The sequence below is a fragment of the Clavibacter rahimiani genome, assembly GCF_052654495.1.
Genome location: NZ_CP199790.1, coordinates 565,404 through 591,005, shown reverse-complemented (window position 1 = coordinate 591,005; position 25,602 = coordinate 565,404). Strand labels below are relative to the sequence as shown.

The following is a 25,602-nucleotide window of genomic DNA, read 5'->3' as shown; positions in this document are numbered from 1 at the left end:
CGCGCACGACGACGCCCCTCCCGCGCGAGCGGAGAGGGGCGTCGTCGTGATCCCGTGACGGGATCAGTGCATGCTGACGGCCTCGCTCGAGGCGCCCTCGCGGAAGCGCTCGATCGGGACGCGCACCATCGACCACGAGATGATCGAGGCGGAGGCCACGCCGATCGCCGCGGCCAGGAAGACCACGTGGTAGCCGTCGACCTGCTGCTGCAGCGGGTTGGCCACGCCGTCCGTGGCCGCCGCCGTGACGGCCGAGGCGAAGAGCGCCGTGAAGACCGCGGTGCCGATGGATCCGCCGATCTGCTGCGTGCCCGTGAGCGCCGCGCCCGCGACGCCGGCGTCACGCGGCTCGATGCCGGAGAGCGCGACGTTCTGCATGGGCACGAACACGAACGCGAGGCCGACGCCGAGGAGGATCTGGCCGGGCAGCACCTGGACGACGTACGCGCCGTCCACCGTCACGCGGCTGAACCAGAGGAGGCCGGCGGCCGCGACGAGCGGGCCGACGGTCATGAGGATCCGCGGGCCGACGCGCGGCAGCAGCCGGGCGACCTGCGGGGCCGTGAGCATGATCGACGCGGCCATGGGCAGCGACGCGAGGCCCGAGATCAGCGGCGACATGCCGAGCACGATCTGGAAGTGCAGCGTGAGGTAGAGCAGGCCGCCGAGCAGCGCCGCGCCCACCATCACCGAGGTGAGGTACGCGCCGCCGCGGGTGCGGTCGGCGACGACGCGGAGCGGCAGCAGCGGGTTGCGCGCCCGCGACTCCCACCAGACGAAGGCCACCATGAGGCCGACGCCGAGCGCGAGGAAGCCGATGGTGTCCGCGTTGCCCCAGCCGTCCTCCGCGCGGGAGAAGCCGTAGACGATCGAGCCGAGCCCGAGGGTCACGAGCAGGGCACCCGGGACGTCGTAGCTGCGGTCGCCGTCGGCACGGCTCTCCTTCACCAGCGGGATGGCCGCGATGATCGCGACGACCGCGATCGGCACGTTGACGAGCAGGCACCAGTGCCAGCTGAGGTACTCGGTGAGCACGCCGCCGAGCAGCAGGCCCACGGCGGCGCCGGATCCGGCCACCGTGCCGTACACCGCGAACGCCTTGACCCGGTCGGGCCCGGACGGGAACGTCACCGAGAGGAGCGCGAGCGCGGCGGGCGCGAGGAGCGCCGCGAAGACGCCCTGGAGGCCGCGCGCGATGAGCAGCATCTCGGCCGAGACGGCGACGCCGCCGAGCGCGCTGGCCGCGGCGAAGCCGACCATGCCGAGGATGAAGGAGCGCTTGCGGCCCCAGTAGTCGGCGATGCGGCCGCCGAGGAGGAGCAGCGAGCCGAAGGCGAGCGCGTAGACGGTGACGACCCAGGTGCGGTCGGCGTCGCTCATGCCGAGGTCGCGCTGGGCGGCGGGGAGGGCGATGTTCACGATGGTGCCGTCGAGCACGACCATCAGCTGGGCGAGGGCGACGACGGCGAGGAGGATCCACTTGCTGCGGGCGGGCGCGACGGGGGCGGCCGGGCCGGCGGGAGCGGCGGGTGACGTGGAGGGCGGTGCGTCTTCGGGGGTGCGTGCGTGGGAGATCTGGTGCTCCTGGAGGGTCGTGCGGCGCCCGGGCGGGCGAGGACGGTCCAATCTAGGTCCGGTCGACCCGCAGAGTCAAACGAACCAGTTCGTTTGACATACGCTGTTCACATGGCAGAGACGACGGGGTCCGCCCGATCCACCCGAGACAAGCCGGACGACGTCCGGCACCGCATCCTCCTGGCCGCCCGCGAGGAGTTCGCCGCCCACGGGATGGCGGGCGCGCGCGTCGACCGCATCGCCCGCTCGGGACGCGCGAGCAAGGAGCGGCTGTACGCGCACTTCACCGACAAGGAGTCGCTGTTCCGCGCGGTGCTGAAGCTCAACGGCGTGGAGTTCTTCTCCGCCGTGACGCTCGACCCCGCCGACCTCCCCGGCTTCGTCGGCCAGATCTTCGACCACGCCTACGACCACCCGGAGCACCGGCGCATGCTCGCCTGGGCGCGGCTCGACGGCGTGGTGCTCGACGTCCCGCACAGCGAGACGTCCCCGTCGGCCAAGGTCGAGGCGATCCGGCGCGGGCAGGAGGCGGGAACCATCGACCCGTCGTGGGATCCGCAGCGCCTCCTCACGATGCTGTTCGCGCTCGCGCAGGCCTGGGTGCAGTCGCCGTACCCCGCCATGCACGAGGACGGTCCGGCCGGCCGCGCGGCGGACCGGGCGGCCGTGGTCGAGGCGGCCCGGCGGATCACGGCGCCGCCCGCGCGCTGAGCCCGCCTGGCCGTCGCATGCCGGCATCCTGCGGATTCCCCGGGTGAGGAGGACGGACCCCCGTCGCCGCACGTAGCGTGAACCCATGTCCGACACCCTGACCCGCGAGATCGAGGCCGGGACCAGCCACGCCCACCCGCTCCGCCGGTTCCTGCGCCGCTGCCGGGCCTGGATCGAGCTGCACCCGAAGGCCCGCTGGCTCTACCGGATCCTCGTCGGCATCCTCGGCCTCGCCATCGTCCTCGTCGGCGTCGTGCTCGTCCCGCTGCCCGGCCCGGGCTGGCTCATCGTCTTCCTCGGGATCGCCGTGCTCGGCACCGAGTTCCCCGCCGCGCACCGTGTCAACGTCTTCCTCAAGCGCCAGCTCCACCGCTTCTGGGAGGCGTGGCGCCGCTGGCGCGCGTCGCGTGCCGAGCGCAGGGCACAGCGCACCGCCCGCTGATCCACCGCCCCCTCCGCTCCCCGGCCATCGGCATCTCCCCCCTCCGGTCGATTCGGCGGGCGACCCGCCGTCCGTAGGGTCGGGGCATGTCCTCCCCCACCGCACCGGCGCCGCGGTCACGTGCCCGGACCTTCGGCCGCGAGAGCGCGCTGGTCGCCCTCTCCTTCGTCGTCGGCGTCATCGCCTTCGGCGGCACGCTCGCCTTCCTCGACGAGTCCGGCGCGTCCGGCACGCGCACCGAGGTGCTCCTGCTGCTCGACGTCGCCGGCGGGATCCTCGCCCTCGCGCTCCTGCCCCTCCGCCGCCACGCGCCGGTCGTCATCGCCGTCACGCTCGCGGTGCTCGCCGCGATGTCGACCCTCGCGATCCTCGCCTCCGTGATCGCCCTCGTCTCGGTCGCGGCGCGGCGCCGTCCGCGCGAGATCGCCCTGGTCGCGTCCGCGTGGGTCGTCGCGCTCGTGGCCTGGGAGCTCGCGGGCCTCGCGCAGACGCCGCTCGAGCAGGGCGACGGGCCCCTGTACACGATCATGCTCGCGCTCGTCGTCGGCGTGCCCGTCGTCGTCGGCCTCTACGTCGGCGGCCGGCGCGAGCTGCTGGCCTCGCTGCGGGAGCGGGCCCGGCTCGCCGAGGAGGAGCAGGCGCTGCGCCTGGAGCAGGCGGCGGACCACGAGCGCACGCGCATAGCCCGCGAGATGCACGACGTCCTCGCGCACCGGCTCTCCCTCGTGGCGCTGCACGCGGGCGCCCTCGAGTACCGGGACGACCTGGACGCGTCCGAGGTGCGGCAGACGGCGACGGTCGTGCGGGAGAACGCGCGCACGGCCCTCGACGAGCTGCGCGAGGTGCTGGGGGTGCTGCGCGACCCGTCGGGATCCCCGGCGACCGCTCCCCCGCAGCCGACGCTCGCCGACCTCCCCGAGCTGCTCGACGACGCCCGCGTCCTCGGCGGGGAGGTGCGGCTCGACCTCGACGCCGGGACGCGCGACGCCCTCCCGCAGCTGGGCGCGTCGGCCTCCCGCCACGCGTACCGGATCGTCCAGGAGTGCCTGACGAACGCCCGGCGGCACGCGCCCGGCGCACCCGTCGACGTGTCGATCGACGGCCGGCCCGGCGGCACGCTCCGGGTCGTCGTGCGGAACCCCCTGACCGCCGCGGAGGCGGACGAGCCCGGGCCCGCGTCGCCCGGGCACGGCCTCCTCGGGCTGGCCGAGCGGGCGCGATCGGCGGGCGGGACGCTCGAGGTCGCAGCGCGCGACGGCGAGCACGTGGTCACGGCCGAGCTGGCGTGGATCCCGTGACCCGCTCGGGCGACGGCCCCGTCCGCATCGTGATCGTCGACGACGACGCGCTCGTGCGCGCCGGCCTCCGCATGCTCCTCGGCGGGGACGCGGGCCTCGTGGTGGTCGGGGAGGCCGCCGACGGTCTGGAGGCCGCCGCGGTCATCGACCGCTCCGATCCCAACATCGTGCTCATGGACATCCGGATGCCGCGCTGCGACGGGATCACCGCGACGGCCCGTGAGGTCGCCCGCCGGCCCGACCTCGCGGTGATCGTGCTCACGACGTTCGACGCCGACGAGCTGGTGCTCGGCGCGCTCCGGGCGGGCGCCCGCGGGTTCCTCCTCAAGGACACGCCGCCGGTCGAGCTCGTCGAGGCGGTGCGCCTCGCGGCCGCGGGCCGGTCGATCCTCTCCCCGACGGTGCTCGACACCGTGATCGGCGTCGCGGCCGAGCGGGACCGCGGCGACCGCACGGCCGAGCGCGCGCGCTTCGCGACGCTGACGGAGCGCGAGCAGGAGGTCGCGCTCGCCATCGCGCGCGGCCGGTCGAACGCGCGCATCGCGTCCGACATGTTCGTGAGCGTGGCGACCGTGAAGACGCACGTGGGCCACGTGCTGGAGAAGCTCGGCGTCGAGGGCCGGGTCCAGGTCGCCGTGCTCGTGCACGAGGCCGGGCTCGCCCCGTCGGGGTGAGCCCGGCCTCGGGCGGTGCCGGCCGGAGCCGGTCAGGCGTCGCGGATCAGCTCGCGAGCGCCGGGTAGTCCGTGTAGCCCTCGGCCCCGGGGCCGTAGAACGTGGCCGGGTTCGGGTCGTTCGTCGGGGCGCCCTGCTCCCAGCGCTCGACGAGGTCGGGGTTGGCGATGATCATGCGGCCGACGGCCACGACGTCCGCCGTGCCCTCCTCGACCAGCTGGATCGCCTCGTCGCGCTCGGTCTGCACGCTGAAGCCGCTGTTGATCATGAGCGGCCCACCGAACGTCGCCCGGAGGCCCTGCACGAGCTCGCCCGCGGGCTCCGCATGCAGGATGCTCACGTAGGCGAGGCCGAGCGGCGCGATGCCGGAGAGCAGCGCCTCGTACGTGGCGCGGGTCTCCTCGGGGTCCTCCTCGAGGACGTCCTGGATGTTGTGCGACGGCGAGATGCGGATGCCGACGCGGTCGGCGCCGATCTCCCGCGACACGGCGTGCGTGACGTCGATGCCGAGCTTCGCGCGGTTCGCGGGCGATCCGCCGTACGCGTCGGTGCGCACGTTGGAGACGGGCGAGAGGAACTCGTGCAGCAGGTACCCGTTGGCCGAGTGGATCTCGACGCCGTCGAAGCCGGCGTCGATCGCGTTGCGCGCGGCGACCGTGAGCTCGTCGACGATGAGCGGGACCTCGTCGGTCTCCGGCTCGCTCGGCACGGGGTACGGCGCCTTGCCGCTCGGCACGTGCACCTCGCCCTGGATCGCGATGGCGCTCGGCGCGAGCAGGGGCAGGCCGCCCGTGATCTCCTCGTGCGAGACGCGGCCGCCGTGCATGAGCTGCATCACGATGCGGCCGCCGTCGGCGTGCACCGCGTCGGTCACGCGGCGCCAGCCGGCGATCTGCTCGTCCGTCACGATGCCGGGCTGTCCCGGGTACGCCTTGCTGCGCTCGCTCGTGAACACGCCCTCGGAGACGATGAGGCCGGTGGACGCGCGCTGGCGGTAGTACTCGACGACGAGGTCGCCGGGCACGCCGTGCTCATCGGAGCGCATGCGGGTCAGCGGCGCCATGGCGACGCGGTTCGGGAGCTCGAGGGCGCCGAGGGTGACGGGGGAGAAGAGCTGCACGTGGGAGTTCCTTCGTCTCGCGGGTGGCCCGGCACGTGCCGCGACGGATCGCGTCGGGCGGGGCAGCGGGGACCAGCGGTCCGAGCGGACCGCCCTGGGCCGAACCGGCCCTGCCGCGGGGCCATTCCGCGGTACGCGCTTCTCCCAGGTGCTCGTCAGGCCGCGGGCGGCCCGGGCGCGCCGGGCGACGCGAGCGGCACGACCGCTCAGGAGGAGCCGGGCGCCTCGGTCCGGCGGGCGAGCACGACGTCGTCGGCGGCCAGGTCGTGCCAGCCGCGGAGCAGGTGCCGGGAGTCCCAGCCGACGGACGCGTACGGCAGCCAGATCGTGAACAGCCAGCCGAGGGCGAAGGCGTTCTGCACGACGCCGCGGAGGAGCGCGCGGCCGAACCCGAGCATCCCCGGCTCGGAGAAGCGCTGCACGCGGATCCCGACCATCGCCTTCCCCGGCGTCGAGCCCTTCCACCCGAGCCACCACGTGGCGATGAGGAGGTAGGAGACGAGGCTGATCAGCACGGCCAGGCCGGCGGCGCCGAAGGAGGCGCCCATCACGTCCTCCGCGGCCTCGCCGAAGAGCTGGAGGTCGTCGATCCGCTGTTGCGCCATGCCCTGCAGGGGGATGATGAACGCGGCTGTCGAGATCCCGCCGACGAGGCCGAACACGACCTGGTCGAGGATCCGCCCGGCGGCGCGGCGTCCCACCCCGGCGAGGCGCCAGGCGGGGTCGATGTGCGGCGGGAGCGGGCGCTGCGCGTGCGGCAGGAGCACCATGCCGTAGCCGGGCGGCGGGACGGCGCCGGGGTACGAGGCGGAGGAGTACGGGCCGGCGGGGTACGGACCGGTGGGGTACGCACCGCCTGCGTACGCGGGCGGTGCGCCGTCCGCCTGCCCCGCGTCCTGCCGTCCGTCGTCGTGCGTGCCGCTCATCGCGTCTCCCCCGTCGCTGCGCCCCCGCGACGCGGACCCAGGGTATCCAGCACGCGGGGGAACCCGCGGCCGGACGCGGGGAGGACCCGGCACCCTCGCGGATGCCGGGCCCTCCCGGTGGTGCGGTGACGCGGTGTCAGCCCTCGATCTCCCCGCGGGAGACGGCCTCGGCGTACTTGCGGAGGTCCGGCCCGGGCTCGAAGTCGATGAACCGGCCCTTGAGCTGCTCGAAGAGGCTCTGGTACACGGTCTCCCAGTCCTCGCCCTTCAGCTCCTTCGCCGCGTTGTGCACGGCCTCCTGGAGCACGCGGTCGCTGTCCGTGAGGATCTTGTCGCGCGCCTCCTGGTTCCAGCGGATCTCGTCGGTCTGCATGATCAGGCCTGGACGTCCCCGCGCCAGGCGCCCTCTTCGGTGCCGCGCTTCTCGATGAACTCCTTGAAGTTCTTGAGGTCGCCCTTGATGACGTGGTCGTCGACGCCGATCACGGCGCCGACCTTCTCGACGAGGCCCTTCGCGGCCCAGTCGAGCTGGACGGTGACGCGGGTCTCGGTGTCGCTCAGCTTGTGGAACGTGACGACGCCGGCGTGGTCCTCGTCGCCGCCCGTGGAGTTCCAGGCGACGCGCTCGTCGGGGTGCTGCTCGGTGATGTTGGCCTCGAACGTGCGCTCGATGCCGCCGATCTTGACCTTCCACTCGGTGAGCGTGTCGGTGACCTGCGTGATCGACTCGACGTAGCTGAGGAAGTTCGGGAACGACTCGAACTGGGTCCACTGGTTGTACGCGGTGCTGACGGGGACGTTGACGTCGACGGTCTCGATTACCTGGGGCATTGCTTCTCCTCGTTCGGACTCGATGCGTGGGGTCTCAGGTCGTCGTGCGACCCGGGAGCCCGGGCCCCGATGTGGACATCGGAGCGGGCACGCGTCCGACGCTACGCCCGGGCCCGTCCTGGTTTCCCGCACCCGAGGAATGCACAGGGAACGTTCAAGCAGCTGTCACCCCTCGGGGACGGGCGAGGGCCCGAGCAGCCGCTGGACGAAGGCGCGCGCCCACGTGGCGTAGACCCGGGAGGCCTGCGCGGCGTCGGGATCGCCGATGTCGATGACGCTCTCGCTCGGGAACGGGACGCAGTCGGCGTCCACGCGGGAGGCGACGATCTCCTCGGTGACGCGGTTGAGCAGGCGCGCGTGCCGGGCGGCGACGGGGCGCCAGGGCGCGGGGATCCCGACGCTCTCCTTGAGCGGCGGCACCTCGGGGATGAGCACGCGCGCGCCCTCGGGCAGGCCCGCGACGAGGTCGTCGATGGCCGCGCACAGGAGCCTCCGCCAGGTGCGCTGCGGCGTGAGCCGGATGCTGTCGCCCACGCCCACCATGAGGAGCACCACGTCGACGCCCGCGAGGAGCGTCCGGTCGCGGACCGTGCCCGCGGCCGTGTGGATCGTGAGGTCGGCGAAGGGGCGCGTGGCCCACTCGACGCCCCGGCCCGTGCGCCGGGCGAGCTGGCGGGAGAAGTGCCCGGCCATGCCGAGCTCGTGCGAGAGGACCCCGAAGCCGACGGCCGTGGCCTCGCCGATGACGAGCACGCGCTGGGGCGACTCGCCCGGCACCACGCCCGATCCGGCGTCCCGCGGGAAGACCGTGCTCTCGAGTCCGACGCGGAGGGCGACGTACTGCACGAAGATGGCGGGCCGCGCCACGGCCTGCGCCACGCGCCTCAGTCGTCCGGTCATGCGTCGCACCCTCCGGTCATCGACGCGCTCAGCGTACTCGGCCGGTCAGACGCCGCGGGCGCGGAGGAACGGGATGGGCGAGGTGGCGACGCCGCCCTGCCGGATCTCGAAGTGCAGGTGGCAGCCGGTGCTGTACCCCGCGTTGCCGACGGCGCCGATCTGCTGGCCCGCCTGCACGGTCTGGCCCGTGCGGACCATGACGCCGTACGAGTACATGTGGCCGTAGACGCTCGTCACGCCGCCCCCGTGGTTGAGGGTGATGGCGTTGCCGAAGCCGCTGGATCCGCCCGCGAACTGCACGGTGCCGGCGGCCGTCGCGTAGATGGGCGTGCCGCAGCCCGCGCCGAAGTCGTCGCCCGCGTGGAGGCGCCAGACCTTCGCGATGGGGTGGAGGCGCATGCCGTAGGACTGGTACGAGCCGTAGCTGCGGATCGGCATGGTCCAGCCGGACGACGACGGCTGGCCGCCGGAGGCCGGGGGCCGGGGCGCGTTGGCCGGCGGGCGGGCGGCGGCGTTGGCCGCGGCGGCCGCAGCGGCGGCGGCCGCGCGGGCGTCGGCCTGGCGTCGGGCCTCGGCGGCGGCGGCCTCCTGGCGCTTCCGCTCGCCGATGGCGAAGCCCTCCTCGACGGAGATGCGCGAGTCGCGGAGCGTCGTGAGCTGCGCCTGGAGCTCGGAGCTGCGGGCCTCCTGCTCGGCGAGCGCCTGATCCGCGCGGGCCTGGGCCGCGGAGGCCTCCTGGAGCTTGGCCTCGGCGTCGGCGGCGAGCACGGCGAGCGCGTCCTTCGCGACCGACGCCTGCTTGCCGAGCGACTCGGCCGTGCGGGCGGAGGTGACGGCGCTGGTGAATGCGGTGTCCTGGCGGTCGGCGAGCTTCGTCGCCGTGCCCATGCGGGCGAGGAGCGCGTCGGCGTCCTCACCGCCGCTCGTGAAGAGGCGGAGGGAGACGTCGCCGCCGCCCCCGCTGCGGGCGAGCTGGGCCACGAGCTGGCCGACCTGGCGCTTCGCCTCGTCGGCCTCGGCCTGGGCCTTCTCGGCCTTGGACTGGAGGGCCTCGAGCTCACCCGTCGCCTGGTCGAGCGCGTCGACGGCGGCGGCGTGCTCGTCGGCGCGCTGGAGGGCGAGCGCCGTGGCGGCCTCGACCTCGGCGGACAGGCCGTCGATGAGGGAGGTGATGCGCGTCACCTGGTCGGCGGTGGCCCGCTCGCTCGAGCGCGCGGCCTGCACCTCGGACCAGGTCGGGTACTCCTCCGCGGCCTGCGCGGAGGGGACGCCGAGGCCGAGCAGGAGGCCGGATGCGGCGAGCGCGGCGGCCACTCGGAGGCGCGGCGCGGAGCCGGTCCGCGGGCGCCCGGGGGCACGGCGGAGGGAGCGGGCGATGCGGGAGATGGCGGGCCTCGTCGACGTCGGTGGAGCGCGGTCCTTCCGACGGTAGCCGAAATGTGCAGGAACACCACCATCCCCATTCGTTTCCACACATGAGGAAATACGGGCGACGGCGCGAGGGGGCGCGGCCCGGACCCTAGGATCGGGCGGCAGGACGACCGGCGTCCGGTCGGGAGCGCGCATGACGGGGATCGAGGCGCGCGGGGGCCGGGCGCAGGCGCGCGGGGCCGGGATCGTGACCGCGGTGGTGGGGTTCGCGGGCACCTCGGCGGTCGTGCTGACCGGGCTCACCGCGGTCGGGGCGTCCCCGTCGCAGGCCGCGTCGGGCCTGCTCGCGCTCTGCATCACCCAGGGGCTCGGCACGGTCCTCCTCGCGCACCGCTTCCGCCGTCCCATCACGCTCTCCTGGTCGACGCCGGGGGCGGCGCTCCTCATCGGGTCCGGCGCCGTCGAGGGCGGCTGGGCCGCGGCGGTGGGCGCCTTCGTCGTCTGCGGGATCCTCGTGCTCGCGACCGCGCTCTGGCCGCTGCTCGGCCGGCTCGTGCGGCTGATCCCCGCGAGCGTGGCCGCCGCGATGCTCGCGGGCGTGCTCCTCCCCCTGTGCGTCGCGACCGTGACCGCGGCGGTCCGGACGCCGCTCGTCGTGCTGCCGGTGATCCTCGCCTGGCTCGCCGCCGCCCGCTGGGCCCCGCGCTGGGCCGCCCCGACCGCGCTCGCCGCCGCGCTCGTGGTCGTCGGCGTCTCGCTCGCCGTCTCGGGGCCCGCGCCCGGGTCGTCGCTCGACCTCGCGCAGCTGCTCCCGCGCATCGAGCCGACGGCGCCGGTCTTCACGCTCGCGGCGGCCGTGGCGCTCGGGATCCCCCTCTTCGTCGTGACCATGGCGTCCCAGAACCTGCCGGGCGTCGCGGTGCTCGGGTCCTTCGGGTACGAGACGCCGTGGCGGGCCGCGATGGCGACGACCGCGGCGGCGACGCTCGTGAGCGCGCCGTTCGGCGGCCACGCCGTGAACCTGGCGGCCCTGTCGGCCGCGCTCTCGGCGTCGCCCTCCGCGCACCCGGATCCCGCCGAGCGGTGGCGCGCGGCGAGCACGGCCGGGTGGACGAACCTCGTGCTCGGCCTCGCCTCGGCCGCCCTCGCGGCCGTGATCGTGGCCGGCCCCGCGGGCGTCGTCGCCGCGGCGGCCGGGCTCGCGCTCGCGCCGTCGCTCGCGGGGAGCCTGGCCTCGGCCGTCCGGGATCCGGGCGCGCACCTGCCGGCGGTCGCGACGTTCGTGGTGGCGGCGTCGGGGATCACGGTCGGCGGCCTCGGCGCGGCCTTCTGCGCGCTCGTGGCGGGCGTGCTCGTGCACCTCGCGCTCCGGACGCGCGCGACCCCCCGTGACAGACTCGATCGACACGAGGAGCCCGACGCCGCATGAGCCACGACACCACCCCCGCATCGCCCGGAGCGGACGACGCCGCGCCCCGCGACACCGAGCTGCAGAGCACGACCTGGACCCTGGTCCTCGCGCTGAGCGCCGAGCAGGTCTCGGGCGACGGCACCAGGTCAGCCCGCCTGGCCGAGGCGCAGGCCGCGTTCGAGCGCCTGCTGCCCGCCGAGCACGTCGTCGTCCGCTGGACCCGCGAGGTCGGCCGGATGATGACCGAGGAGGCGCGGCTCTGGACCCGGTGGGAGCTGTTCACGCCCACGGTCGCGACGCCGCTCAAGCTGTGGTCGGAGGGCTACGTCGACGAGGCGTGGTTCGCGGAGCGGCTGGAGGACGCCCCGTTCGTCCCCGTCGTCATGAAGGCCCCCGAGGGCCAGGCAGGAGCGGGCGCATGAAGGTCCTCGTCACCGGATCCCGCGGCAAGGTCGGCCGCGCCGCCGTGGAGGCGCTCGTCGCCGCCGGGCACGACGTCACGGGCGTCGACCTCGTCCGCCCCGTCTTCGATGCCGGCGTCGTGGTCCCGGGCCGCTACGTCATGGCCGACCTCACCGACCAGGGCGCCGCGTTCGCGGTCGTCGCCGGCATGGACGCGGTCGTCCACGTCGCCGCGATCCCCCAGCCGACGGGCAACCCCGCGCACGTCGTGCTGCAGACCAACCTCATGTCGACGTTCCACCTCATCGAGGCCGCCGTGCGCTTCGGCGTCCCGCGCTTCGTCAACATCTCGAGCGAGAGCATCGTCGGCAACTTCTTCCCCGAGCGGCCGTTCCTGCCGGACTACGCGCCCGTGGACGAGGAGCACCCGCTGCACCCCCAGGATCCGTACGCGCTCTCCAAGGCGTTCGGCGAGCAGCTGATGGACGCGGCCGTGCGGCGATCCGACATCCGCGTGATCTCGCTCCGCCCGAGCACCGTGCACAACGAGGACAACTACGCGTCGAACCTCGGCAAGCAGGTGCGCGACGCCTCCGTGCTCACGGCGAACCTCTGGAGCTACATCGACGCGGACGACCTGGCCGACGCCATCGTGCTGTCGGTGGACTCCGACCTGCCCGGCCACGAGGTCTTCTACATCGCCGCCGCCGACAACGCGGGCGGGCACGACTTCGCCGCCGAGCTGCACCGGCACTACGGCGACGCCATCGAGCTGCGCGCCCTCGAGCGCGTGGACTCCTCGGGCATCTCCACGGCGAAGGCCCGGCGGCTTCTCGGCTGGGTGCCGAAGCGCAGCTGGCGCGACCACCTCGACGCCGACGGGAACGCGCTGCCCCGCTAGGCGGATCCGGCCGCGGGCGCCGGCCCGGTCGACGCGCGGGCCACGAGCGACGTCGGCACGACGGTGGTGCCGGCGTCGCCGCCGTCGAGCCGCTCGATGAGCCGGCGCGCGGCCGCGGCGCCGAGCGCGGTGCGGTCGACGGCGATCGTCGTGAGCGCCGGCGCGAGGAACCGGCTCGTGCCGAGGTCGTCGTGGCCGACGACGCTCACGTCGACGCCCATCCGGAGCCCCGTCGCGGCGGCGGCCGAGTAGACGGCGGTCGCGAGGTAGTCGCTGCTCGTCACGACGGCCGTGGGGCGCGTGGCCCGGGGCTCGGCGAGCGCGCGCGTGAGCGCCTTGACGGCGGCGTCGTGCTGCATGGCGGTCTCGATGACGCGCGGGGCGATGCCGCGCTCGGCGCAGATCCGGTGGAAGGCCGCCACGCGCTCGTCGTCCGCGCTGCGGTCGCGGGGCGCGGCGACGATGGCGATGCGCCGGTGGCCGAGGTCCGCGAGGTGGGCCATCGCCTGCGCGACCGCGGCCTCGCCGTCGACGTGCACGCGGCTCGCGTCGATGCCGGGGGCGTGGCGGGCGCCGTTGATGAGCACGACCGGCTTCCCGGTGGATCCGTCCCAGTCGGCTGCCGCGCTCCCCCCGCCGATGGGCGCGAGCGCGAGCCCGTCCACGCCGCGCGCCGCCAGGGTCGCGACGAGCTCGGCCTCGCGCGCCGGCGAGTAGTCGGCGGATCCGATGACGACGCCGAGCCCGGCCGCCGCGCACGTGGCGTCGAACCCGTCGATGACGTCGAGGAAGAAGGGGTTCCGCATGTTGCGGATGAGGAGGCCGACGGTGCCCGAGCGCCCGGTGCGCAGCGCGACCGCGGACGTCGACGGCACGTAGCCGAGGCGCGCGGCGGCCTCCTTGACGCGCGCCCGCACGACCTCGCCGACGCCCGAGCGGCCGTTGAGCGCGAAGCTCGCGGCGGTGGCGGAGACCCCGGCCTCGCGGGCCACGTCCGTGAGGGAGACCCGGCGGCGCGGGGCGGGGTCGCGGGTCATCCGTCATTCCTAGCGGCTCGGGGCGGCCGGGCCGGCCGGGGCCCGGCGTCGGACCGCTTCGACCGCGGCTGTTCAGGCGGCGTTCACGGAGCGGACCGGAGCGGTCCGCCTCCTGACTTTAACGTTTTAGTCATCCCCGACGAAAGGCCCCTCCCGTCATGTCCCCGTTCCGCATCCGCGTGGCCGCCACGGCCGTCGCCGCCGTCGCCGCGCTCGCCCTCGCCGGCTGCACCTCCGCCAGCACCGGCACGTCGTCCCCCGCCGCGTCCGGTGCCGCCGACACCTCGGCCGGCACGCTCATCACCTACAACTCCCCCTCCTCCTTCGCGAACTTCGGCGCGCTGCTGACGCAGTTCGGCTCCGAGCAGTCCGTCGCCGCCCCGAGCGACACCAAGAACTCCGGACAGGCGCTCGCCGCGCTCGTGGCCGAGCAGGCCGCGCCCCAGGCCGACGCCGTCTACCTCGGCATCGCGTTCGGCCCGAAGGCCGTCGAGGCCGGCGTCACCGAGCCCTACGAGCCCGCCGGCTTCGACGCCATCCCCGACGGCCTCAAGGACCCCGAGGGCCGCTGGTTCGCGGTGCACACGGGCGCCATCGCCTTCATCTGCAACACCGAGGCGCTCGGCGACCTGGCCTGCCCGACCAGCTGGGCGGATCTGCTGAAGCCCGAGTACCAGGGGATGACCGGGTACCTCGACCCGTCGCAGGCCGCCGTCGGCTACTCCGTCGCGGCCGCCGTGAACCTGGCGATGGGCGGGTCGATCGACGACTTCGGCCCCGGCATCGACTACCTCACGAAGCTCAAGGCCAACGGCGCGGTCACGCCCGCGCAGACGGCCACGGCCAAGGTCGTGCAGGGCGAGATCCCGATCCTCATCGACGCCGACTTCAACGGCTACGCGGCCAAGTACAACGACGGCGCCCCGCTCGAGGTCGTGATCCCCGCCGAGGGCTCCATCCAGGTGCCGTACATCGCCGCGCTCGTGAAGGGCGCGCCGCACCCGGAGCTCGCGAAGGAGTGGCTCGACTACCTGCTGTCCGAGCAGGGCCAGTCGACGCTCGCGGGCGGCTACGTGCGACCGATCTCGGGCGAGGTGCCCGCGGACATCGCCGACAAGGTGGAGAGCGCGGACGACTTCGCCCGTGCCGAGGTCGTGGACTACGCGGCGCTCGCCGACGCGCAGGCCGCCTTCGTCACGCGCTACCAGGCCGAGGTCCGCTAGACCGTGCCCTCCCGACCCCTCCGGGTCGGGTGGGGCGGCCTCCTCGCCGCCCTCCCCGCCCTCGCGCTCCTCGTCTGGTTCCTGCTGCGGCCCCTCGCGGGTCTCGTGATCGACTCGCTGCACCGCACGGTCCTCGGGGTGCGCGAGGGCGGCCTCACGCTCGACAACTACGCGGCCATCGCGCTCGACGACCGGCTCCGCGCCTCGCTCGTCACCACGGTGCTGCTGTCCGCGGGCGTCACGCTCGTGACCCTCGTGATCTGCACGCCCGCCGCCATCACGCTCGCCCGCTCCGGCCCGCGCACCTCCGCGCTGGTGGACGCGGTGCTCGTGTTCCCGCTCGCGTTCCCCGGCATCGTCATCGGCTTCTTCGTCATCGTGCTGCTCGGCCGCAACGGCCTCGTGTCGCAGGCGGTCGAGGCGGCGACGGGCGAGCCCGGCGGGCGCTGGGCGTACACGGCCGGGGGCCTCGCCGCGGCCTATGTCTACTTCTGCATCCCGCGCGTGATCGGCGCCCTGCGCGGTGCCGCGTCCGGCCTCGACCCGGAGCTGACCGCGGTCGCCGCGTCGCTCGGCGCGCGGCCGTCGCGCGTCGCGTGGACGGTCACCCTGCCGCTGCTGCGCGGGCCGCTCCTCGCCGCCGCGGGCGTCTGCATGGCGACCTCGCTGGGCGCGTACGGCACCGCCGCGACGCTGTCCGAGGGGATCCGCGTGCTGCCGCTCGACGTCGCCGACGCCCTCTACAACCAGGGCGACCAGGGCCTCGCCGCCGCGCTCTCGGTGGTGCTCGCCCTGCTGGCCGTGCTGTCGCTCGTGCTGTGCGCGGCCGGCGCGCGGATCGTCGACGGGCGCGGCGGGCGCGGATCCGGTGCCACGGGATCCGCGCTCGTCGCCTCGGTCGCGCCGGTCGCCGCCGCGCCCGCGCCCGTGGCCGCCGGTCGGGGCATCCGGTGAGCCGCCGCCCCGGGCATCGCGACGTGGTCGGCCCCGCCGCCCTGGCGCTGTGCGTCGCGTTCGTGCTCATCCCGATCCTCGGCACCGTCGTCGTCTCGGTCTCGCCCGACGCCTCCCGCGGCCCGCTCGCGGGCGGGATCACGGCGGACTGGTACGCGATGGCGTGGGAGCTGCTCCGGCCGCGCGTCGGCCCGACCCTCGCCGTGACCGCCGTCGTGCTCGTGCTCTCGCTCGTCGTGGTGCTGCCGCTCTGCCACGCGCTCGCCCGCCGGCTGGTGCCGGGCGGCGCGGCCGTGCGGCAGATCACGATGCTCCCGCTCGCGGTGCCGGGCGTCGCGCTCGGCCTCGCGCTCGCGGCGTCGGATCCCGCGCTCCGCTCGAGCGGCGCCCTCCTCGTCGTGGGCCAGCTGCTCATCGCCCTGCCGTTCCTCGTCGCGGGGCTCGTGCCGTCGCTCGCGTCGGCCGACCTCGTGGAGGCCGAGCGCGTCGCCGCGACCCTGGGCGCGGGACCCGTGCGGCGCTTCGCCACCGTCACGCTGCCCGCGATCCGCCTGCCGCTCGCGGCCGCGCTCCTCATGGCGGCGGCCCTCTCCATCGGCGAGTTCAACCTCAGCTTCTTCGTGGTGCCGCCCGCGAACCAGACCGCGCCGTTCGCGCTCTACTCCGCCTTCACGACCCAGCGGCTCGAGCTCGGCGCCGCCGGATCCCTGCTCTTCGGCGTGGCCCTCGTGCCCGCCGCCGTCGTCGCCGCCCTGCTGGCGCGCAACGCCCTCTCCCGGAAGGAGAACGCATGACCGTCATCGACGCCCCGGCCGTCCCCGCGACCGCCACGGCCGCGCCCGTCCCCGCCCTGCGGCTGGAGGGGATCGGCCACCGCTACGGATCCACGCAGGCCGTCGCCGACGTGAGCCTCGAGGTCGCGCCCGGCCGCGTGCTCGCGCTCGTCGGCCCGAGCGGCTGCGGCAAGTCCACGCTGCTGCGCCTCATCGCGGGCCTCCTCACGCCGTCGAGCGGATCCCTGCACCTCGACGGCGAGGACGCCACCCGCCTCCGCGCCGAGCGCCGCCGCATCGGCTACGTGCCGCAGTCGTACGCGCTCTTCCCGCACCTCAGCGTCCGCGACAACGTGGCGTACGGCCTCCGCGCGCAGCGGGTGCCGCGCGCCGAGCGGGACGAGCGGGTGGACCAGGCGCTCGAGCTCACGCGCATGACCGCCTACGCCGACCGCTCCCCCGCCCAGCTCTCCGGCGGCCAGCGCCAGCGCGTCGCCCTCGCCCGGGCCCTCGCGATCCGGCCCCGCGTGCTGCTCCTCGACGAGCCGCTCTCCGCGCTCGACCCGCAGCTGCGCGACGGCATGCGGCGCGACCTCCGGCGCCTGCTCGCCGAGGCCGACTGCTGCACGATCATCGTCACGCACGACCAGGCCGAGGCGCTCGCGCTGGCCGACGAGGTCGCGGTGATGCGGGCCGGTCGGCTCGTGCAGCGCGACACGGTCGAGGGCGTGTGGAGCCGGCCCGCGGATCCGTTCGTCGCCGAGTTCGTCGCGGGCGCGGCCGCGCTCCCCGCGCGCGTGGCCGACGGCGAGCTCGTGGTCGGGGACGGGTGGCGGATGCCCGTCGCGGCGTTCCTGCCCGCCGCCTCCGCGCTCGGCGGCGGCCCGTGCTTCGCCGTCGTGCGCCCGGTCGGCGGCGCGAGCCTGCACGCGGGCCCGGTCGCCGGATCCCGACCCGCCGTGGTCGTGGACGTCGAGCCGCGCGGATCCAGCTGGTCGCTCCGGCTGCGGCTCGTCGGCGACGGGACGGACCGGATCGACGGCACCGAGCTCACCGTCTCGAGCGCCGTCGCCCACCTGCCCGGGCACGCCGTGCACCTGCGGCTCGACGCCCCGGGGACGACCGTGCACGCGCTGGCCGCGGACGCGGATCCGGCCGACGCCGCCCCGGTCCCCATCCCCGCATCGGACGCCGCGCCCGGCGCCCGCACCCGCACGAGAGGACGACGCGCATGACCTGGACCCTGGACATCCTCGGCGTCGCGGCCACCGCGCCCGTCGCCGGATCCGCCGCGAGCGGCTACCTGCTGCGCGGCCCGCGCGGATCGGTGCTGGTCGACTGCGGCCCCGGCATCGTCCGCGAGCTGGCGGAGCGCGGCGCCCTCGACGACCTGGTGGCGGTGGTCGTCACGCACCGGCACGCCGACCACGCGCTCGACCTCGGCGCGCTCGCCTTCCGCCTCCAGTTCCCGCGGCCGCGGGACGCCCGGCTGCCGCTGTACCTGCCCGCCGAGAGCCTCGACTACGTGGACGCCTTCGACGCGCTGATCGGGATCCCGACCGTGCCCACGCTGCAGGCGCCGCTCGCGCAGGCCTTCGACGTCCGCGGGCTCGACCTCGCGACGCAGACGCCGTTCGAGGTCGCGCCGGGCCTCCTCCTCACGGCCTTCGCGGCGCACCACGCGGTGCCGAGCGCGTCGCTGCGCTTCGAGGACGCGGAGACCGGCGCGACGATCGCCTTCTCGAGCGACACCTCCGACTGCCCCGGCCTCCGCGCCGCCGCGCACGAGGCGGACCTCCTCGTGTGCGAGGCGACGTACCTCGCCGCCACGCCGCAGGAGCTCGAGGGGCACGGGCACCTCACCGGGTCCGGCGCGGGCGTCGTCGCGGCGGGGGCGCGGGTGGGCACGCTGCTCGTCAGCCACATCGCGGATCCGGCCGAGGCCCCGGCGATCCTGGCCGACTCGGCGCGCGCCGCCGGGCCGGACGTCGCGACCCTGCTCGCGCGGCCGGGCGCACGGTTCCCGCTCGACCGGCGGACCCGGGCCGCGGAGCGCGCCGCCGCGCGCTGAGGGTGCGGGCTCGGGCGGGCGGCGGCGACGCGCTCCGTCGCGCCGGGTCCACGCCGCCGTCCGGGGGACGGCGGCGCGGGCCCGGCCGGTCGCCGCCCCCGCGCGTCGGTACGCTCGCGAGGTGACGCGCCCCGGGGATCCCATCGACGCGGCGGCCGCGCACCCGGGATCCGCCCCCGGCACCACCCCGGCCGGCGTGGAGTCGGCGGTCGCCGACGTGGCGCGCACGGGCGCGGACGGCGTCGCCGGCGCCGGCGCCGACGGTCCCGGCCCGGGCGCGCGCACCACCGCCGCGGGCGCCGCGATCCAGGTCGGCACCATCGTCAGCGTGAGCCTCGGGTCCTCGCTCGCCGGGCTCGTGATCCCCGTCGTCGGCGCCGTGCTCGTGGTCGCCGCCCGCCAGGTGATGATGGCCGCGCTCGTCCTGCCGGTGGCGCGGCCCCGGATCCGCCGCATGACCCGCGCCCAGCTCGTGCCCGCCGTGCTGCTCGGGCTCTCGCTCTCCCTGATGAACCTCTCCTACTACGCGGCCGTCGACCGGCTCGGCCTCGGCATCGCGGCGACCATCGAGTTCCTGGGCCCGCTGTCCATCGCGCTGATCGCGTCGCGCCGCCTGCTCGACGCGGCGTGCGCGCTCGTCGCGGCCGCGGGCGTCGTCGTGCTCACCGGGCTCGAGGGCCGGATCGACCCGTTCGGCCTCGTGTGCGGCGCGACCGCGGCGGTCACGTGGGCCGCGTACATCGTCTTCACGCGCCGGGTCGCGGAGCGGCTGCCGGGGCTCGAGGGGATCTCGGTGGCCAGCCTCGTGAGCGTCGTCGTGCTCGCGCCCTGGGCGCTCCTCACGCTCGACGTCGCCGCGCTGGACTGGCGCGTGGTCGGGCTGCTGGCCGCCATCGGCGTGCTGTCCTCGGCTGTGCCGTACTCGCTCGACACCGTGATCCTCCGCCGGATCACGCCGCGCCTCTTCGCTGTCCTCACGAGCCTCAGCCCGGTGGTCGCGGCGGTCCTCGGCGTGATCGTGCTGCGCGAGACCCTCTCGCCCGTGCAGCTCGGCGCGATCGTCGTGGTCTGCGTCGCGGCGGGCGTCGCCATCGCGACGCGCGCGCCGTCGCGCCCCGCCGCCGCCTAGCGACCGGCCCCCGGGTCGCGCTCGACGCCCGGGAGCGCCGGTGCCCGATCGCGCCGGCGGGCATCCGCGGCGCACGGCCCAGCGCGGGCATCGGCGGCGGCACCGTACGGACGGCGACGACGACCGCGCACCCGGTCTCCCCACCGCGAGGAGCGGCGGACCGCGGCCCGCGGGAGGGGATCAGCTCGCGTGCTCGCCCCGGCCGGTCGGCTCGACCGGCCCCGCCGCGCGGACGAGCGCGGGCAGGATCCGTCCGGCCGCCGCCCGATCCTCGGGCTCGAGCGACGCCAGGAAGTCGACCACGAACCGCCGTGCGTCCGCCCGCAGGCGCCCCGCCGCCCGCTCCCCCTCGGCGGTCAGCGTGAGCACGCCGGCGCGACGGTCCCCGGGGTCCGCCTCGACGCGCACGAGCCCGCCGTCGACGAGGACGGCCGCCTGCCGGCTGGTCGTCGTGCGATCCACCCCGCTCGCCTCCGCCAGCGCCGTCACGCTGAGGCCACCGGACGCGAGCCCGACGAGCATCGGGTAGGTCCCGTCGCGCACCGGCACGTCCACGCCGGGCTGGAGGCGCGCGTACACGGACGACCGGAAGCGCCGGAGCATCAGGGCCGTCATGGCGTCGAGGACCGCGTCGACCACCGGCTCCGGGGCCGACCGTGCGCCGTCAGGCACGGGACCCGGCCGCGTGCGCGAGCTCCCGCTCGTAGTCGACGTAGCCGTCCTCCACGCCGAGCACGATGCCCTCCAGCGAGAAGTACGGGAGCGCGAAGAGGCTGCTGTCGCGGAGGCGCTCCCAGAGGTGGGTCCAGGCGCGGAGGTCGTCGGTCTCGACGAGGAGCACGTCGCTGCACGTCGCGGTGAACGCCTCCGCGTCGATCCAGCGGAGGGCGCACGCCGGATGCGCGGCGACCGCCGGCTCGACCTCCTCCCTGACCACGCGCCCGCGCTCCTCCCGCGTGAGGGCGAGCCAGGCGGGCAGGGCCGTGAGGGAGACGAGGACGACGTGATGCGGGAGCGGCGGGGTCATGCGTGCAACATACACGCATCATCCCGCCGCTCCCTCCGAGCCGGATCCGGGTCAGCGCGCCCCGAGCTCCGTCAGCACCTCGGCGAGCTGGCCCACGGCCCAGACGAGGTCCTCCTCCTCCACGACGATGGGCGGCGCGAGCCGGATCGTCGAGCCGTGCGTGTCCTTCGCGAGGACGCCGCGCTCGGCGAGCCGCTCGCACACCGCGCGGCCCGTGGCGAGCGCGGGGTCGATGTCGATGCCGGCCCAGAGGCCGCGTCCGCGCACCTCGAGCACGCCGTGCCCGACGAGCTCGCCGAGCCGCGCGTGCAGCACCGCGCCGAGGCGGCGGGCCCGCTCCTGCGGCTCGCCCGTCGCGAGCATGTCGACGACCGCGTGGCCCACGGCCGCGGCCAGCGGGTTGCCGCCGAACGTGGATCCGTGCTGCCCCGGCTGGATGACGCCCAGCACGTCCGCGTCGCCGACGACCGCGGAGACGGGCACGATGCCGCCGCCGAGCGCCTTGCCGAGGAGGTACAGGTCGGGCACGACGCCCGCGTTGTCGCACTCGAAGGTCGCACCGGTGCGGCCGAGGCCCGACTGGATCTCGTCGGCGATCATCAGCACCCGCTCGCGCGTGCAGATCCGGCGCACGTCCGGCAGGAACGACGCGGGCGGCACGACGATGCCGGCCTCGCCCTGGATCGGCTCGACGAGCACGGCGACCGTGTCCGCGTCGATGGCGGCCTCGAGCGCCGCCGCGTCGCCGTAGGGCACGGTGACGAAGCCGGGCGTGAACGGCCCGAAGTCGGCGCGCGCCTCCTCGTCGTCGCTGAAGCTGACGATGGTGGTGGTGCGGCCGTGGAAGTTCCCGGCCATCACGATGATCTTCGCGCGGCCCGCGGCCACGCCCTTCACGCGGTAGCCCCAGGCGCGCGCGACCTTGATGCCCGACTCCACGGCCTCGGCGCCCGTGTTCATCGGCAGGACCATGTCCTTGCCGGCGAGCGCGGCGAGCGCCGTGACGAACGGCCCGAGCTTGTCGTTGTGGAACGCGCGGCTGGTGAGCGTGATCAGCCCGAGCTGCTCCGTCGCGACCCGCACGAGCTCCGGGTGCGAATGGCCGAAGTTCACGGCCGAGTAGGCGGCGAGGCAGTCGAGCAGGCGCCGGCCGTCGAGGTCGGTGACCCACGCGCCCTGGCCGGACGCGACCACGACGGGCAGCGGGTGGTAGTTGTGCGCGGCGTGCGCCTCCTCGGCGTGGATCGCGAGGGCGCCCGCCTCGGACGCGGCGGGACGGTCGAGGATGTCGGTCATGGCGTCGCCCTCTACTTCCGCAGCTCGAGCGTGCAGCACTTCACGCCACCGCCGCCGAGCAGCAGCTCGGACAGGTCGACGCCGATGGGCTCGTAGCCGCGCTCCCGCAGCGACGCCTCGAAGCCGACCGCCTTCTCGGCGATGACGACGTGGTGCCCGTCGCTGTAGGAGTTGAGGCCGAGGATCGACGCGTCCTGCGCGCTCACCTCGATCGCGTCCGGGTAGCGGCGCTCGATCTCCTCGAGGCTCGCCGCGTCGAAGGCGCTCGGCAGGTAGGCGATGTTGGTGTCGTCGAGCACCGCGATGGCGGTGTCCAGGTGGTAGAACGACGGGTCCACGAGGCGCAGGGTCACGACCTCGCGGTCGAAGATCCGGGCCACCTCGGCGTGGCTCGTGCTGTCGCTGCGGAAGCCGGTGCCCGCGAGGATCGTGTCGCCGACGAGGAGGATGTCGCCCTCGCCCTCGTTGACCTGCTCGGGCACGCGGACGTCGAAGCCGGCCTCGCGGAACCAGTCCATGTACGCGGGTCCCTCGGGCTGGCGCTCGGGGTGCTGGAACGAGGCGCCGTACGCGATGCCGTCGAGCGTGAAGCCGCCGTTGGCCGCGTAGACCATGTCGGGCAGGCCCGCGATCCCGTCGATCAGGTCGACCTGGAAGCCGAGGCCCACGTAGGTGTCGTAGAGGGTCTGCCACTGGCGGACGGCGAGCGAGGTGTCGGTCGGGACGGCGGGATCCATCCAGGGGTTGATCCGGTAGACCACGTCGAAGTGGTCGGGCCGGCACATGAGCACGCGCTTCGCGACGGCGGTGCGGCCGGATCCGGTCTCGGACGGTCGGGGGAGGGTGGAGGGCATGGTGCTCCTGCTTCGTGCGGCGCGCCTCGCGGCGCGGTCGTGGAGGCGGACGATGTCCCAGAGCCCCGAGGGGACGCCTTCCGGACAGCCTGGCATGCGGATCGCGCCGATCCGCGGTACCGACACGCGGATTCCGCGCGTGAGGGCCCGGTCGCGCGCACGATCCCGCCGTAGGCTCGGGGCATGGACAACCTGGACCACCGGATCATCGACCTCCTCCGCCAGAACGGCCGCGCCGGGTACGGCGACATCGGCGGCACGGTCGGGCTCTCGGCCAGCGCGGTGAAGCGGCGGGTCGACCGGCTGGTGGCCGACGGCGTGATCCGCGGCTTCACGATCCAGGTCGACCCCGCGGTCGACGGCCTCAGCACCGAGGCCTACGTGGAGCTGTTCTGCCGGGGCACGGTCGCGCCCGACGAGCTGCGCCGGATCCTCCAGGGCGTGCCCGAGGTCGTCGACGCGGGCACCGTCACGGGCGACGCCGACGCCATCGTCCGCATCCGCTCCCGCGACATCCCGAGCCTCGAGGACGCCCTCGAGAAGGTCCGCCAGGCCCCGAACGTCGACCACACGCGCAGCGCCATCGTGCTCAGCCGGCTGGTGAACCGGACGCTGGAGTAGGCGCTAGCCGACCCTCACCCCGTGGGGCGCTGCCGCCGAGCGCACCGCCGGGTGGTCGGCAGCGAGCGGACGCGCCGTCGCCTCGCTGAGACGAGCGCTGCGGCTGCCGTCGGAGGCGCGCTCGAACACCGCCCACAGCTCCAGCTCACGGCCGTGCCGGGAGGGGAAGCGGATCCCGTCGAGGACCGCACGCCCGCCCTCCGTCTCCTCGTAGAGCGCCCGCCCGATGGCCTGGGTCAGCTCGCGAGGACGCGCGTCCTGGAGCGCGGCGGCGTCGAGGTCCGCGAGTCCGCATCGGAGGGCCGCCTCGAGGAACCGCGGACGGAGCGCGGCGACCGTCGACGAGTGCGTCACGTCGCAGTACGTCCCCGTGAGGACCGCGCGGCCGAGGCGTCGGGCCGCGAACCACGCGTCGTCGAGGCGTCCGGGCGCGACGCTCGGATGCAGGGAGGCATCCGCCTCGTCCTCGTGGATGGCTGCGAGCTCGTCGACCACCGCGGGATCCGGCCGGAACGGAGCCAGGAGCTCGACCAGGCACGCGTGCGGGGTCGAGCCGGCGTAGACGGTCCGGTAGGAGCCGTCCGGCGAGTCCCACCGACCGGGGAAGCGACCCCGTTCCGCGTAGCGCCAATCCGTCCAGGTCCACGGGTCAGGGGCGCGGCCGACGCGCCAGACCTCACCGGGAGCCGTGCGCAGCGCGTAGCGGGGCCGCTCCACCGGACGCGCCTCAGGCGTCCGCGACGAAGGAACGTGCCGCGGCCAGGATCCGCGCGCCCGCGTCGTCGAGGTCCGGCGCCTCCCGGATGAGCCGGGCGGGCGACGCGTCGTCGAGCTGCGGGTTGAGCCCCGTGAACCAGGCCTGGACCACCCGGGGATGCTCCCGCTCCGCGAGGATCCCGGCCGCGTGGAAGGCCAGGCGGAGCCGCGTCATCGTCGCGGTCGACGGGACCCTCTCCCCGTCCGCCCACTGCCGGACGGCGCGTGTCTCCCGGACGGAGCCCAGGTAGGCGACGAGCTGGGCGCCGAGCACCTCGCGGAGGCCGCCGACCAGGTCGGCGTCCGACGCGCGCATGGCCGTCTCGTAGGCGCCCAGCCCGGGCGTGGTGATCGACATGCCCCCATGGTACTCGCTCAGCGGATGGATCACATGCTCGGTCACGGTTCGATCACACCCGGGATCACAGAACCGATCAGGCGAACAGCACCACCAGGATCACCACGAAGATGGCCACGAACACGGCGGGAACGGCGTAGCGGACGAGGTTCGTGAGGCCCTCGGCGGCGATGATGGTGCGCGCCGCGTGGGACGAGGCGCCCATCTCGCGGAGGTCGCGTCCGATGGCGAGGGCCTGCGAGTTGACGGAGAACTGCACGGCGGCCCCCAGGACCCCGGTCGCCAGCAGGATCAGGGCGGCGGCGAGGCGCGTGCCGAGGTCGGCGTCGGCGAGGCCGGTGCGCAGCAGCACCACGGTGACGGTGAGCAGGAAGATCGGGCCGAGCTGGCTCGTGATGATCTGCTTCCGGGCGCGCGACCACATCGTGATCAGCTCGAGCTCTGACATGCGGGATCCTCCTGTCGGCGGGCCGTGCGCGCCGCTCGCCCCATCCTCTCGTGCGCCGCGGTCCCGCGCGTGCCGCCGCGCATGTCGCGGCGTCCGGCGGCCGAGGGGTCGCTAGCCTCGGCGCATGGATCCCGCGCCCGGCTACCGCATCGACCCGGGCTCCGCGACCCCGCCCTTCGAGCAGCTCCGCGCCGAGGTCGCGCGCCGGGCCGCGGACGGCGAGCTGCCGGTCGGGGCGCGGCTGCCGACGGTGCGGGCGCTCGCGGAGCAGACGGGCGTCGCCGTCAACACGGTGGCGCGGGCGTACCGGGAGCTCGAGGCGGACGGGGTCATCGAGACGCGCGGTCGCGCCGGCTCGTTCGTCGCGGCGCAGGACGAGGTGCCCGCGGCCCTGCGCGACGCGGCCGTCGCGTACGCACGGCTCGCCCGGCGCCTCGGCGCGGCCGACGATGACGCGCGGCGCGTCGTCGACCAGGCGCTCGCCGCCGGCTGA

30 protein-coding genes are annotated in these 25,602 nt (G+C 75.2%); 15 read left to right on the top strand and 15 right to left on the bottom strand.

The window, feature by feature from the left end:
* Nucleotides 1-63 precede the first annotated feature (63 nt).
* On the bottom strand, nt 64-1,626 hold the full coding sequence (locus ACT7CP_RS02990) for an MFS transporter (protein WP_445443321.1): 1,563 nt from the start codon (nt 1,624-1,626) through the stop codon (nt 64-66).
* A 60-nt stretch (nt 1,627-1,686) separates the two neighbouring features.
* Between ACT7CP_RS02990 and ACT7CP_RS02985 the strand changes: the two genes are divergently transcribed.
* The 4 genes from ACT7CP_RS02985 to ACT7CP_RS02970 all read left to right on the top strand — a co-directional run bounded on the left by ACT7CP_RS02985 (nt 1,687) and on the right by ACT7CP_RS02970 (nt 4,700).
* Entirely contained in the window at nt 1,687-2,286 is a 600-nt protein-coding gene (locus tag ACT7CP_RS02985; protein WP_445443320.1) for a TetR/AcrR family transcriptional regulator, read from the top strand.
* An 85-nt stretch (nt 2,287-2,371) separates the two neighbouring features.
* Nucleotides 2,372-2,728, top strand: coding sequence for a TIGR02611 family protein (locus tag ACT7CP_RS02980; protein ID WP_445443319.1), 357 nt, complete (start codon nt 2,372-2,374; stop codon nt 2,726-2,728).
* 86 nt (nt 2,729-2,814) lie between these two features.
* On the top strand, nt 2,815-4,026 hold the full coding sequence (locus ACT7CP_RS02975; protein ID WP_445443318.1) for a sensor histidine kinase: 1,212 nt from the start codon (nt 2,815-2,817) through the stop codon (nt 4,024-4,026).
* Nucleotides 4,014-4,700 (top strand): response regulator, encoded by a 687-nt coding sequence (locus ACT7CP_RS02970; RefSeq protein WP_445443317.1) that lies wholly within the window; start codon nt 4,014-4,016, stop codon nt 4,698-4,700. The genes ACT7CP_RS02975 and ACT7CP_RS02970 overlap by 13 nt, the downstream gene beginning before the upstream one ends.
* 46 nt (nt 4,701-4,746) lie before the next feature.
* On the opposite strand, the gene ACT7CP_RS02965 is transcribed toward ACT7CP_RS02970, so the two are convergent.
* From ACT7CP_RS02965 to ACT7CP_RS02940, 6 genes are all read right to left on the bottom strand, one after another.
* On the bottom strand, nt 4,747-5,820 hold the full coding sequence (locus ACT7CP_RS02965; protein WP_445443316.1) for an alkene reductase: 1,074 nt from the start codon (nt 5,818-5,820) through the stop codon (nt 4,747-4,749).
* 206 nt (nt 5,821-6,026) lie between these two features.
* Nucleotides 6,027-6,746 carry an RDD family protein gene (locus ACT7CP_RS02960; protein WP_445443315.1) on the bottom strand — a complete coding sequence of 240 codons (720 nt, stop codon included), beginning with the start codon at nt 6,744-6,746 and terminating at the stop codon, nt 6,027-6,029.
* Between the two features lie 136 nt (nt 6,747-6,882).
* Nucleotides 6,883-7,119: a hypothetical protein gene (locus ACT7CP_RS02955; RefSeq protein WP_413962393.1), complete on the bottom strand. Its 237-nt coding sequence runs from the start codon at nt 7,117-7,119 to the stop codon at nt 6,883-6,885.
* Between the two features lie 2 nt (nt 7,120-7,121).
* On the bottom strand, nt 7,122-7,577 hold the full coding sequence (locus tag ACT7CP_RS02950) for an SRPBCC family protein (protein WP_307503811.1): 456 nt from the start codon (nt 7,575-7,577) through the stop codon (nt 7,122-7,124).
* 165 nt (nt 7,578-7,742) lie between these two features.
* A complete protein-coding gene (locus ACT7CP_RS02945) occupies nt 7,743-8,477 on the bottom strand; it encodes an SGNH/GDSL hydrolase family protein (RefSeq protein WP_445443314.1) in 735 nt (244 codons plus the stop codon).
* Between the two features lie 45 nt (nt 8,478-8,522).
* Complete coding sequence (locus tag ACT7CP_RS02940) at nt 8,523-9,791, bottom strand: peptidoglycan DD-metalloendopeptidase family protein (RefSeq protein ID WP_445443313.1); 1,269 nt, start codon at nt 9,789-9,791, stop codon at nt 8,523-8,525.
* Between the two features lie 250 nt (nt 9,792-10,041).
* Here ACT7CP_RS02940 and ACT7CP_RS02935 point away from each other — a divergent pair, with 250 nt between their 5' ends.
* The 3 genes from ACT7CP_RS02935 to ACT7CP_RS02925 are packed head-to-tail and all read left to right on the top strand — an operon-like array spanning nt 10,042 to nt 12,562.
* Nucleotides 10,042-11,277, top strand: a complete 1,236-nt coding sequence (locus ACT7CP_RS02935) for a benzoate/H(+) symporter BenE family transporter (protein ID WP_445443312.1) — start codon at nt 10,042-10,044, stop codon at nt 11,275-11,277.
* Nucleotides 11,274-11,681: a hypothetical protein gene (locus tag ACT7CP_RS02930; protein WP_445443311.1), complete on the top strand. Its 408-nt coding sequence runs from the start codon at nt 11,274-11,276 to the stop codon at nt 11,679-11,681. Before ACT7CP_RS02935 ends, ACT7CP_RS02930 begins: the two co-directional genes overlap by 4 nt.
* The gene (locus ACT7CP_RS02925) at nt 11,678-12,562 is read left to right on the top strand and encodes an NAD-dependent epimerase/dehydratase family protein (RefSeq protein WP_445443310.1); all 885 of its coding nucleotides are present in this window, start codon (nt 11,678-11,680) and stop codon (nt 12,560-12,562) included. Before ACT7CP_RS02930 ends, ACT7CP_RS02925 begins: the two co-directional genes overlap by 4 nt.
* Here ACT7CP_RS02925 and ACT7CP_RS02920 read toward each other — a convergent pair.
* Nucleotides 12,559-13,599 carry a LacI family DNA-binding transcriptional regulator gene (locus ACT7CP_RS02920; RefSeq protein WP_445443309.1) on the bottom strand — a complete coding sequence of 347 codons (1,041 nt, stop codon included), beginning with the start codon at nt 13,597-13,599 and terminating at the stop codon, nt 12,559-12,561. The two genes, ACT7CP_RS02925 and ACT7CP_RS02920, sit on opposite strands and share 4 nt — an antisense overlap.
* Before the next feature lie 158 nt (nt 13,600-13,757).
* Between ACT7CP_RS02920 and ACT7CP_RS02915 the strand changes: the two genes are divergently transcribed.
* From ACT7CP_RS02915 to ACT7CP_RS02890, 6 genes are all read left to right on the top strand, one after another.
* Entirely contained in the window at nt 13,758-14,822 is a 1,065-nt protein-coding gene (locus ACT7CP_RS02915) for an extracellular solute-binding protein (protein ID WP_445443308.1), read from the top strand.
* Between the two features lie 3 nt (nt 14,823-14,825).
* Nucleotides 14,826-15,776 (top strand): ABC transporter permease, encoded by a 951-nt coding sequence (locus ACT7CP_RS02910; protein ID WP_445443307.1) that lies wholly within the window; start codon nt 14,826-14,828, stop codon nt 15,774-15,776.
* Nucleotides 15,773-16,570, top strand: a complete 798-nt coding sequence (locus ACT7CP_RS02905; RefSeq protein ID WP_445443306.1) for an ABC transporter permease — start codon at nt 15,773-15,775, stop codon at nt 16,568-16,570. Before ACT7CP_RS02910 ends, ACT7CP_RS02905 begins: the two co-directional genes overlap by 4 nt.
* Entirely contained in the window at nt 16,567-17,784 is a 1,218-nt protein-coding gene (locus ACT7CP_RS02900; protein ID WP_445443305.1) for an ABC transporter ATP-binding protein, read from the top strand. Before ACT7CP_RS02905 ends, ACT7CP_RS02900 begins: the two co-directional genes overlap by 4 nt.
* The gene (locus tag ACT7CP_RS02895; RefSeq protein ID WP_445443304.1) at nt 17,781-18,620 is read left to right on the top strand and encodes an MBL fold metallo-hydrolase; all 840 of its coding nucleotides are present in this window, start codon (nt 17,781-17,783) and stop codon (nt 18,618-18,620) included. Before ACT7CP_RS02900 ends, ACT7CP_RS02895 begins: the two co-directional genes overlap by 4 nt.
* 121 nt (nt 18,621-18,741) lie before the next feature.
* Nucleotides 18,742-19,749: an EamA family transporter gene (locus ACT7CP_RS02890; RefSeq protein ID WP_445443303.1), complete on the top strand. Its 1,008-nt coding sequence runs from the start codon at nt 18,742-18,744 to the stop codon at nt 19,747-19,749.
* 180 nt (nt 19,750-19,929) lie between these two features.
* Here the strand turns inward: ACT7CP_RS02890 and ACT7CP_RS02885 are convergent, their stop codons facing one another.
* Genes ACT7CP_RS02885 through ddaH form a run of 4 tightly spaced genes read right to left on the bottom strand, consistent with a single transcriptional unit; the run spans nt 19,930 to nt 22,926 of the window.
* Nucleotides 19,930-20,421, bottom strand: coding sequence for a MarR family winged helix-turn-helix transcriptional regulator (locus ACT7CP_RS02885; RefSeq protein WP_445443302.1), 492 nt, complete (start codon nt 20,419-20,421; stop codon nt 19,930-19,932).
* Entirely contained in the window at nt 20,414-20,776 is a 363-nt protein-coding gene (locus tag ACT7CP_RS02880) for a darcynin family protein (RefSeq protein ID WP_445443301.1), read from the bottom strand. Before ACT7CP_RS02880 ends, ACT7CP_RS02885 begins: the two co-directional genes overlap by 8 nt.
* A gap of 51 nt (nt 20,777-20,827) precedes the next feature.
* Nucleotides 20,828-22,072, bottom strand: a complete 1,245-nt coding sequence (rocD, locus tag ACT7CP_RS02875) for an ornithine--oxo-acid transaminase (protein WP_445443300.1) — start codon at nt 22,070-22,072, stop codon at nt 20,828-20,830.
* A gap of 11 nt (nt 22,073-22,083) precedes the next feature.
* The gene (ddaH, locus tag ACT7CP_RS02870; protein WP_445443299.1) at nt 22,084-22,926 is read right to left on the bottom strand and encodes a dimethylargininase; all 843 of its coding nucleotides are present in this window, start codon (nt 22,924-22,926) and stop codon (nt 22,084-22,086) included.
* A 183-nt stretch (nt 22,927-23,109) separates the two neighbouring features.
* Here ddaH and ACT7CP_RS02865 point away from each other — a divergent pair, with 183 nt between their 5' ends.
* On the top strand, nt 23,110-23,547 hold the full coding sequence (locus tag ACT7CP_RS02865) for an Lrp/AsnC family transcriptional regulator (protein ID WP_307503848.1): 438 nt from the start codon (nt 23,110-23,112) through the stop codon (nt 23,545-23,547).
* Nucleotides 23,548-23,550: 3 nt separating this feature from the next.
* Here the strand turns inward: ACT7CP_RS02865 and ACT7CP_RS02860 are convergent, their stop codons facing one another.
* The 3 genes from ACT7CP_RS02860 to ACT7CP_RS02850 form a co-directional block, all read right to left on the bottom strand.
* Nucleotides 23,551-24,264, bottom strand: coding sequence for an RES family NAD+ phosphorylase (locus ACT7CP_RS02860; RefSeq protein WP_445443298.1), 714 nt, complete (start codon nt 24,262-24,264; stop codon nt 23,551-23,553).
* A 10-nt stretch (nt 24,265-24,274) separates the two neighbouring features.
* The gene (locus ACT7CP_RS02855; RefSeq protein WP_445443297.1) at nt 24,275-24,661 is read right to left on the bottom strand and encodes a hypothetical protein; all 387 of its coding nucleotides are present in this window, start codon (nt 24,659-24,661) and stop codon (nt 24,275-24,277) included.
* A gap of 76 nt (nt 24,662-24,737) precedes the next feature.
* Nucleotides 24,738-25,109, bottom strand: a complete 372-nt coding sequence (locus tag ACT7CP_RS02850) for a hypothetical protein (RefSeq protein ID WP_445443296.1) — start codon at nt 25,107-25,109, stop codon at nt 24,738-24,740.
* 124 nt (nt 25,110-25,233) lie between these two features.
* On the opposite strand from ACT7CP_RS02850, the gene ACT7CP_RS02845 reads away from it, so the two are divergent.
* On the top strand, nt 25,234-25,602 hold the full coding sequence (locus tag ACT7CP_RS02845; RefSeq protein WP_445443295.1) for a GntR family transcriptional regulator: 369 nt from the start codon (nt 25,234-25,236) through the stop codon (nt 25,600-25,602).